This window comes from Streptomyces sp. NH27, assembly GCF_056859195.1.
In genome coordinates this window covers 1-9,059 of sequence record NZ_JACEGK010000320.1, presented here as the reverse complement: position 1 = coordinate 9,059, position 9,059 = coordinate 1, and the positions used below count along the sequence as shown (strand labels likewise).

General features: G+C 71.0%; 6 protein-coding genes. 3 read left to right on the top strand and 3 right to left on the bottom strand.

Features of this window, described 5'->3' with window-relative positions; genetic code table 11:
• Positions 1-141: 141 nt before the first annotated feature.
• On the top strand, positions 142-645 hold the full coding sequence (locus AC13HU_RS23915) for a MarR family winged helix-turn-helix transcriptional regulator (protein ID WP_483043996.1): 504 nt from the start codon (positions 142-144) through the stop codon (positions 643-645).
• Positions 646-772: 127 nt separating this feature from the next.
• Complete coding sequence (locus AC13HU_RS23910; RefSeq protein ID WP_483043995.1) at positions 773-2,377, top strand: DHA2 family efflux MFS transporter permease subunit; 1,605 nt, start codon at positions 773-775, stop codon at positions 2,375-2,377.
• Here AC13HU_RS23910 and AC13HU_RS23905 read toward each other — a convergent pair.
• Both AC13HU_RS23905 and AC13HU_RS23900 read right to left on the bottom strand, forming a co-directional pair.
• Positions 2,316-3,632: a serine hydrolase domain-containing protein gene (locus tag AC13HU_RS23905; protein ID WP_483043998.1), complete on the bottom strand. Its 1,317-nt coding sequence runs from the start codon at positions 3,630-3,632 to the stop codon at positions 2,316-2,318. The genes AC13HU_RS23910 and AC13HU_RS23905 overlap by 62 nt on opposite strands.
• 191 nt (positions 3,633-3,823) lie before the next feature.
• On the bottom strand, positions 3,824-4,861 hold the full coding sequence (locus AC13HU_RS23900; RefSeq protein WP_483043994.1) for a class I SAM-dependent methyltransferase: 1,038 nt from the start codon (positions 4,859-4,861) through the stop codon (positions 3,824-3,826).
• 216 nt (positions 4,862-5,077) lie between these two features.
• Between AC13HU_RS23900 and AC13HU_RS23895 the strand changes: the two genes are divergently transcribed.
• Positions 5,078-8,386 carry a discoidin domain-containing protein gene (locus tag AC13HU_RS23895; RefSeq protein ID WP_483043993.1) on the top strand — a complete coding sequence of 1,103 codons (3,309 nt, stop codon included), beginning with the start codon at positions 5,078-5,080 and terminating at the stop codon, positions 8,384-8,386.
• A gap of 170 nt (positions 8,387-8,556) precedes the next feature.
• Here the strand turns inward: AC13HU_RS23895 and AC13HU_RS23890 are convergent, their stop codons facing one another.
• Positions 8,557-9,033, bottom strand: coding sequence for a MarR family winged helix-turn-helix transcriptional regulator (locus tag AC13HU_RS23890; RefSeq protein ID WP_483043997.1), 477 nt, complete (start codon positions 9,031-9,033; stop codon positions 8,557-8,559).
• Between the last annotated feature and the right edge of the window lie 26 nt (positions 9,034-9,059).

Here is a 9,059-nt window from a genome sequence, read left to right as displayed (position 1 = left end):
CGCCCGCTCGCCCGTTCGCTCACTCACCCGTTCGCTCTCGTCAGTGTTCCACGTGGAACACTCCGCGTGACCAACTCGGGCCACCACATAGGTCCGCCACCAAACAATCCCGTAGTGGAACTACTTTGCTACCCTCGACACATGACCGTCGAGACCATGCCCGCAGCCGCGACGACCACCGACGTCTCCTTTCTGCTCCAACACACCGCGCACGTACTGGCCACGCAGATGGCGGCCGCCCTCGCGGAGATCGGCATGTCACCGCGCGCACACTGCGTGCTCGCACATGCCGACCAGGCGGAACGGACCCAGGCCCAACTCGCCGAACTCTCCGACCTGGACAAGACCACGATGGTGGTCACCGTCGACCAGCTGGAACGGGACGGCCTGGCCGAGCGCGTGCCGTCGGCGCACGACCGCCGGGCCCGGATCATCAAGGTCACACCGAAGGGCAAGCAGGTCGCGACGACCGGGCAGAACATCGTCGACCGGGTGCACGAAGACGTACTCGGCGCGCTGCCCGAAGCGGAAAGGGCAGTCTTCGTCTCCGCACTGACCCGGCTCGCCGGCGGACATCTGGCCACCCCCGCCGACTCCCCGGAAGGCGGCCAGGGGGTGCGCCGCCCGCGGCAGTCCCGCAAGTGAGGCGGCAAGCGAGGCACCCCCGGACCCATATCGTGGAGCCTTCAAAGTAGGCCCATAGAAGATAGTCTTCAACAAAACCATCTGCTACGGTCGCTCCTGTCATACCGATCCGCCAGGAGGCGACCTGATGTCCGTTCCCGATTCCTCGCACCCCCCGGCCGTCAGGTCGCGCGCTGCCGCGCTCGCGGTCCTCAGCGCGGGCACCTTGATGATCATCCTCGACGGCACCATCGTGAACGTGGCGCTGCCGTCCATCCAGCACGACCTCGGTTTCTCCCAGGCCAATCTGGCGTGGGTGGTGAACGCGTATCTGATCGCCTTCGCCGGTCTGCTGCTGCTCTCCGGCCGGCTCGGCGACCTGCTCGGCAGGCGCCGGGTCCTGGTGACGGGGCTCGCCGCCTTCACCGTCGCGTCGTTCCTGTGCGGCATCGCGGACTCCGCGGGCCTGCTGATCGCGGCCCGCTTCGTGCAGGGCGCAGCCGGTGCGATGGTCTCGGCCGTCGCGCTCGGCATGGTGCTCGCCCTCTACCCCGACCCGCACGGCAGGGCCCGGGCGATGGGCATCTACAGCTTCACCCAGTCCGCGGGCGGCGTCCTCGGCCTCCTCGCCGGCGGCATCCTCACCCAGGCGATCAACTGGCACTGGATCTTCTTCGTCAACCTGCCGATCGGCCTCGCCGCGGCCCTGCTGAGCCTGCGCCTGCTGCCCGACGACCGCCCGGGCCGCGCCGGTCAGGGCCAGGCCGCCCACGCCGGCCGCGGCGGGTTGCGCGGCATCGACGTACCGGGCGCGGTACTGGTCACCGCCGCCCTGATGCTCGGTGTCCACACCATCGTCAAGACCACCGACCGCGGCTGGACCTCGGCGCCCACCGTCGAGTTCGGCGCGGCGGCCCTCGCCCTGCTCGCCGCCTTCCTGGTCCGCCAGGCCCGGGCCGCGCAGCCGTTGATGCCGCTGCGGATCTTCCGGTCCCGGATCGTGGCCGGAGCCAACGCGGTCCAGGTGCTGGTGATCGCGGGCGGGTTCGGCTTCCAGTTCATGACCTCGCTCTACCTCCAGCACGTGCTGGGCTACGACCCGCTGGAGATCGGCTTGTCACTGGCACCCACCGGAGCGACGATCGGCGTGATGTCGCTGGTCCTGTCCGCCCGCCTCGGGGCCCGTTTCGGGCAGCGGGCAGTGCTCCTGCCGAGCCTCGTGCTCTTCGCGGGCGCCTTCCTGCTGCTGGCCCGCACACCGTCGGGCGGCGCGGGTAGCCACGCCTCGTACGCGGCCGACATTCTGCCGCCGATCCTGCTGATGGGGGTCGCGTTCGGGCTGGTCATGCCGTCGCTGCTGACACTCGGCATGGCCGAGGCGGGACCGGCCGACTCCGGCCTGGTGTCAGGGGTGTTCAACACCGCGCAGCAGATCGGCGGCGCGCTGGGACTGGCGACGCTGGCATCGATCGCCGGCACCCGCACCGACCACCGGCTCGCCGCCGGCCGGACCACGACCGCGGCACTCGCCGACGGCTACCACCTGGCCTTCGTCGTGGCCGCGGGACTGCTCGCCGCCGCGGCCATCCTCGCCGGGGTGCTGCTGCGCACCCCGGCGGGACAGACGCCGTCGGAACAGGCGCCGTCAGGACAGAGCCCGGCCGACGCGACGAACGCGGTTTCCCTGGGTGTCAGCTCCAGCCGGGGAAGCCGCCCGGCACCGGGGCCCGCTGGTCGTAAGGCTCGCGTGTGAACACGAAGGACCCCAGGTCGAGATGGCTGAGCGTGCCGTCGTCCCGGCGCACCGCCCGCAGCGTCTCGCCTGCGTAGTACCCCTCGCGTCCGGTCCAGGTGCCGTCATGTTCCACGTGGAACCGTGTCCCGCGGCCCTGGCCGGTCAGCGGCCTCAACTCCACCTCGCCCGACGCCAGCACCAGCAGCCCGTACGAATGGGTGCCCCAGTACCAGGCGCCGGCCAGGTCGAGCAGAGCCGGGTCGAGGGAGTCGGCGGGCCGCCAGGGCGCGGGGAAGGCGGGTTCGGCGTCGGCGGTGATCGCCAGCAGGTCGGCCGCGAGTCCGCTCACCGCGGGCCCCGAGGTGGAGTTGGCCAACGCGACCGCGCCGAGCCGGTCCTCGACGCTCACCCACAGCGCCGCCAGGAAGCCCGGCATGGAACCGGTGTGGCCGATCAGGGTACGGCCGTGGTGCCGCGTGATCTGGATGCCGAGGCCGTACCCCGCGCCCGGCGTGCTCGCCTCGGCGGGCGCGGCCGGCTCGCGCATGTGCGCCACGGTCGCCTCGGCCAACACCCCTTCGTGGCCGCCGGCCAGGAACGTCGCCCACCGCGCGAGGTCGTCGACCGTCGACCACAGCTCACCGGCCGGCGCCATCACACCGGTCTCCTGGACCGCCTCGGGCACCATCACATCGGCCCACGGATGTACGGCGAAACCGCCCGCCGCGGGCTGCCGCGGCAGCAGGCTGGTCCTGGCCATCCCGAGCGGGTCGAGCACCTCCTCCTGGAGCGCGTCGCCCCACGGCTTGCCGCGCAACCGGGCCACCACCGCACCCAGCAGGGCGAAGCCGGGATTGGAGTAGTGGTGCCGCCGCCCCGCCGGGTGCTTGACCGGTGCCGCACCGAGCACATCCGCCAACTCCGGCCGCAGGTCGCCCGGAGTGCGCTCCCACCACGGGCCGGGCGTCTCGGAGGCGATACCCGAGGTGTGCGCGAGCAGTTGACCGATCGTCACCCCACCCACCGACGTACCGGGCAGGTGCTCCTCCAGCGGATCGGTGAGCGCCAACCGGCCCTCGTCGCGCAACCGCATCACCAGCACCGCGACGAAGGTCTTGGTCAACGACCCGATCCGGTACTGCGTGTCGGCGTCCGGGGCGTGCCCCTCGATCATGCTGCGCGACCCGCTCCACACCAGCGCCCCGTCCCGCGTCACCCCACCGACCAGCGACGGCGTGCGGCCTTGGGCCTGCTCCACCGCCACCCGGTGCATCAGCGCCCGGGTCGTGGCCGGCAGCAGTCCGCCGTCGTACGTCTGAGGAGAGTCGTTCGTCGTCACGCGCCCCCTGCCCTTCTGCCGGGCCCCTGGCCCGGCGCCGTCACGGGCGAGTAGCAGCACCCGCCGCCGGTCGTACCGCCACCACGCACAACCGCGACCGGCAACACCACCTCCGGCGGGCGCCGCTACTCGCCCGCGTCCTGCTTGCGTCCACCGGCCGCGCCGAAGCGAACCGAGATGATCGACATCCGCATCGACCGTACCCCCGGAATGCGGTGCGAGAACGGCGCGATCGCGTACAGACCCCGGCCGCGCCCCAGCCGCAGGCTGCGTACCTGCGTGATCAGCGGAGACGCCGACGCGATCTTGGGGTACTCCTGGTAGTCCATCCCCCACTCCCAGCGCGGCGCCCGGTAGCTGCCGTCCCGCGCGTCCAGCTTGCCCGCCTGGTTCTGTGCGACCTGGGCCCGCGGCAGCGCGTCGAAGAGGAACCACCCGCCGGGAAACCGCTCCGCACACGAGGCGATCAGCCCCTTCGCGTCGCGCTCCGGCAGGTACATCAACAACCCCTGCGCGGTGACGAGGACGCCCTTCGCCACATCGACCTCGGTGATCTCGTCCATCCACCCCAGGTCGAGCGCGGAGCGGGCCACCGTACGGCGGCGCGGCGGTTCGTCGGGAAGCAGCGCAGTACGCACCGCGACCGTCTCCGGCAGATCGACGGTGAGCCAGTGCACCCGGCCGTCGTCCACCCGCCAGAACTGCGTCTCCAAGCCCTCGCCGAGCGCGACAACGGTGCCGCCGGGGTGCTCGGCGATGAACCGGCGCACCTCGTCGTCGAAGGCGCGCACCCGCAACGCGTGCCACTGCGCCATCACGGCGCCGCCGAAGCGGTCGAAGGGGTAGTCGATCCGGTCCACCAGGTCCACCGCGTACGGGTCGTCCAGCAGCCGGTTCCCTGGCGGCCGCCGGGCCTCGGCGGCGCGGTGGGCCAGATTCCACAGCAGCGTCTCCGGTACGCCGTCCAACTCGACCTTGATCCGGCCGGCGCCGCGACCAGCCGAGCCGCCACCTGCCTCGTCCGCCTCACCCGCCTCACCGCCGCCTGACGTCGCGTCGCCGTTGGCCCTGTTGCCGCCCGCCGTCACGTCGCCGCCCGTCACGCCACCAGCTGTGGCGTCACCTTCCGCGGCGCCACTACTCGCTTCGTCCCCGTCGCCCATGGCGTCAGCCTCTCATCCCCCGAATCGCTCTCACGTCAACTGCCTTGCAAGCCAAGCAGGTTCGCCCGGTCGAACCTGTCAGAAGGGTTGACACCCCCCATGGACGGGCGTGACCATCACGTCGGCCAGAGAGCGCTCTCACGTCCTTGCTCTCTCCCTCCGCACCATCTGTCGGTCCCCCACACGCGAGCCGTAACCCGACATACAGGAGTACACATGAGGGTCACCCCACTAGGGCTCTCCAACCCAGGCCGTAAACGTTTCCGACGACCCCCGCAGGGCATCGCCCTCCTCGCCCTGGTGCTCATCGCCTCGGCATACCTCTCGCTGAACCCGACGTCCTCCCACGCCGCCGCAGCGCAACTGCTCTCACAGGGCAAGCCGGCCACCGCCTCCTCGACCCAGGACGCCTTCACCGCCGGCGCGGCAGTGGACGGGGACACCGGGACCCGGTGGTCGAGCGCCGCGTCCGATCCGCAGTGGCTCCAGGTCGATCTCGGCTCCAGCCAGCCCATCACCCAGGTGGTGCTCAACTGGGAGACGGCGTACGGGAAATCGTTCAAGATCCAGACCTCGGCGAACGGCACGAGCTGGACCGACGTCTACTCCACCACCACCGGCACCGGCGGCGTCCAGACCCTCAACGTGACGGGCACCGGCCGCTACGTACGGATGTACGGCACCGAGCGCGGCATCCAATGGGGCTATTCGCTCTGGGAGTTCCAGGTCTACGGCGGCTCGGGCGGCGGGAGCACCCCACTGGCGACGTGCGGTAACACCGACGCGGCGCTCGGCAAGCCGTCCAGCGCCTCGTCCACCGAGAACGACGGCACGCCCGCGGCGGCGGCCTTCGACGGCAACGCGGGCACCCGGTGGTCTAGCGCGGCCTCCGACCCGCAGTGGATACAGGTCGACCTCGGCTCCTCGCAGAGCATCTGCGGCGCCCAGTTGACCTGGGAGACGGCGTACGCCACGGCGTACCAGATCCAGCTCTCCGACGATGGTTCCACGTGGAACACGGTGTACTCCACGACGACCGGGGCCGGCGGGACGGAGAACCTCTCCTTCACCGGTACCGGACGCTATGTGCGGATGTACGGCACCCAGCGGGCTACCCAGTACGGCTACTCGCTCTGGGAGTTCACCGTCCTCACCCCCGGCGGCACCGGCACCCCGCCGACCGGCGGCGACGGCGACTGCCCGTGGGTCGGTTCGACGGCACCGGTCGCGGACCGCGTGTCGCAGGTGATGGCGCAGATGACGAACGCCGAGAAGGTGTCGATCCTGCACGGCAACAACAACGCCTCGCCGTACATCGGCAACATCAACGGCATCCCGTCGCTGTGCATCCCCGCCCTCGGGTTCCAGGACGGCCCGCACGGCGTGGGCGACGGGCTCGGCGGCGTCACCCAGATGCCGTCCGCGAACGCCTCGGCGGCCACCTGGGACACCGCCCTGGAGCAACAGTACGGTGCCGCGATCGGCGCCGAGTTCGCCGGAAAAGGCGCGCAGGTGGCGCTCGGCCCGACGCTGAACATCGTCCGCGACCCGCGGTGGGGCCGCGCGTTCGAGACGTTCGGCGAGGACCCGTACCTCAACGGGCAGATGGCCACCGCCGACATCAAGGGCATCCAGAGCCAGGGTGTGATGGCCGAGATGAAGCATGTGGCCGTCTACAACATCGAGAACCCGGCCGGCACGGTCATCGTCGACAACCGCACCCTTCAGGAGCTGTACCTGCCCGCCTTCCAGGCGGCGGTCGAGCAGGGTTCGCCGGCGGCGGCCATGTGCGCCTACAGCGTGGTCAACAATGTGCCCGCCTGCCAGAACCCGGCGTTGATGAACGTCGGCCTCTACCAGCAGGCGAACTTCGGCGGCTTCATCACGAGCGACTGGGGCGGCACGCACTCGACGCAGGACTCCGCCAACGCGGGTCTGACGGTGGAGATGCCCAACGGGTACTTCTACGCCGACTTCCTCGCCCAGGCGGTGGCCGACGGCACCGTCAGCCAGGCCACGCTGGACACCATGACCAGCCGGCTGATCACCCAGTACTTCGCGTTCGGCCTCTTCGACAAGACGCCCAGCGGCTCGACCGGCGCCACCGTCACCACCGCCGCCCACCAGCAGGTCGCCCTCGAGGGCGCCGAGGAGGGCGCGGTGCTGCTGAAGAACAACGGCATCCTGCCGCTGTCCACCTCCACCACCGAGTCGATCGCGGTGATCGGCTGGGACGGCGGCGCCGGCGTGCAGAGCATCGGTGGCGGCAGTGCCACCACCACCAGCTCCGGCACGGTCTGGCCGATCACCGGCATGCAGAACCGGGTCGCGGGCACCGGCACCACCGTGCAGTACAACGACGCGACCGACCTCAACTCGGCGGTCACGCTGGCCCGCAACTCGGACGTGGCGATCGTCTACGCGTCCGACAACTACGGAAACGAGGAACACGACACCACCACGCTCGACCTGCCGAACAACGGCGGCAGCTCGGTCAGCGACAACGACATGATCGCCCAGGTGGCCGCGGCCAACCCGAACACGATCGTGGTGCTCAACAACAACTCGGCGATCAACATGCCGTGGCTCGACCAGGTCGCGGGCGTCTTCGAGGGTTTCTACCCGGGCCAGGAGATCGGCACGGCGATGGCGGCGCTGATCTTCGGTGACGTCAACCCGTCCGGCAAGCTGCCGGTGACCTTCCCGAAGTCGCTCGCCGACGTGCCCGCGAACACGGCGGCACAGTGGCCCGGCACCAACGGGCAGGTGCAGTACAGCGAGGGCCTGGACGTCGGGTACCGGTGGTACGACGCGAAGAACATCACCCCGCTCTACCCGTTCGGCTTCGGCCTGTCGTACACCACCTTCGGCTTCAGCAACCTCCAGGTCGGGGCGCTGAGCGGCGGAACGGCGACCGTGCACGCCACGGTCACCAACACCGGGTCGCGAGCCGGCAGCGAGGTGGCTCAGCTCTACGTCGGGGACCCGGCGTCCACCGGCGAGCCCGTGCACCAGCTGCGCGGCTACCAGCGCGTCACGCTCGACCCGGGCCAGTCGCAGACGGTGACCTTCACCGTCAGCACGCACGACCTGGCCTACTGGAACACCTCGAACAGCAACTGGACGACCGCGGCGGGCGACTACCAGATCCTGGTGGGCGACTCCTCCCGGAACCTGCCGCTGGCCGGCACGCTCAACGTGCCGACCACCGTCAACGGCAACATGGCCGCGACCGTCACCCCGAAGGCAGCCGCCTCCGGCCCGGCCGCGACCGCCGCGCCGCTCTCCGTGCCCAACCCGTACGGCATGAGCAGCCCGGCGCACAAGCAGGTCGACTGGACGTACGACAAGAACGCCAAGGGCGTCAGCTACACCGCGACCGGGTTGCCGCCGGGCATCTCGCTCTCGGCGGGCGGCACCTTCACCGGCGCGGCCGACAAGGCCGGCACCTGGACGGTGACGGTCACCGGCCGGAACGCGGCGGGCTCCCAGGGCTCCGCGACGTTCGTCTGGACGGCCACCTGACGGCAGCCTGCACCTGCCGAAACGGCACCCCCGCGACCCGCTCGGGCCGCGGGGGTGCCCCCTTTTTTGCGCAGGGGACTCCTCCGCATTAAGCACCTTGTCGGCGTCCCTCCGCGCAAGGCGTCTTTGTGCAAGCCGTCTTCATGCAACGTGACGCCCGCCCACTCGCCTCAGCTCATCCGCGCCCGTACGTCGGTGGACAGCTTGTCCAACAGGCCGACCAGCAGCGCGCGTTCGTGCGGGGACAGGCCCGCCACGAGTGTCGCCTCGCGCCCGAGCACCGCGTCGACGGAGCGCTCGATCAGGGCGTGTCCCTCGGCCGTCAGCGCGACCAGAACCGTACGGCCGCCGGTCGGTGCGGGGCCGCGGCTGACCAGGCCGCCATCCTCCGCGCGGGCCACCCGCTGCGAGACGGCGCCGGCCGTGACCAGGGTGCGGCGGGCGATCTCGCGGGTGGACAGGGTGTACGGCCGTCCTGCGCGGCGGAGCACGGAGAGCAGGTCGAGAGTGGCCGCGTCGATGTTGGCGGCGCGCAGCACCCGGGCGCGATCGTCGGCGAAGAGCTTGGCCAACCGCCAGATGGGCGTGACGACCTCGATCGACGTGGTCGGGGTGCCCGGGCGCTCGCGCTGCCAGGCGGCCGCGATGTCGGCGGCGGGGTAGGGCGGTGGGG